At 67.9% G+C, this 521-nt stretch carries 1 protein-coding gene; it reads left to right on the top strand.

The features are described from left to right. Positions 1–521 (top strand): hypothetical protein (locus AC1DS3_RS39425; RefSeq protein WP_477129471.1); only part of this gene is annotated, 521 nt, incomplete at both ends.

Here is a 521-nt window from a genome sequence, read left to right as displayed (position 1 = left end):
GAGCCACACTGCGGTCGATGTCCATGGCTGGACCTTATCGAGCCTGACGATCACACCGACCAGCGACGCCAACTTCACGCTGAGCGTGGCCGCGACCGCCACCGACAGCGAGGGCAACCTCAGCACCACCACCACCGCGACCGAGGCGGTGACGGTCAATCCGCTGGCGCCCACCCTGGCGCCGGTAGCGGAGAGCGGGGTCGAGGGCGCCGCCATCGCGCTGAACCTCGGCGCCACGGTCAACAGCCTGGCCGGCGACAGCAACAGCCTGGCCTCGCTGGTGGTCGGCGCGATCCCGCTGGGCGCCACGTTGAGCGATGGCAGCCACAGCTTCACCGCTTCGGCTGGCCACATCACGGTCGATGTCCATGGCTGGACATTAGGCTCACTGACGATCACGCCGACCAGCGATGCGAACTTCACGCTGAGCGTGGCGGCCACTACTGCCGACGGCGAAGGCAACCTCAGCACCACCACCACCGCCACCGAGGCGGTGACGGTCAATCGGTCAATCCGCTGGC

Source organism: Cupriavidus sp. 01L46, from assembly GCF_056399905.1.
The sequence above is the reverse complement of the archived record's forward strand: the minus strand, read 5'-3'. Positions and strand labels throughout refer to the sequence as shown.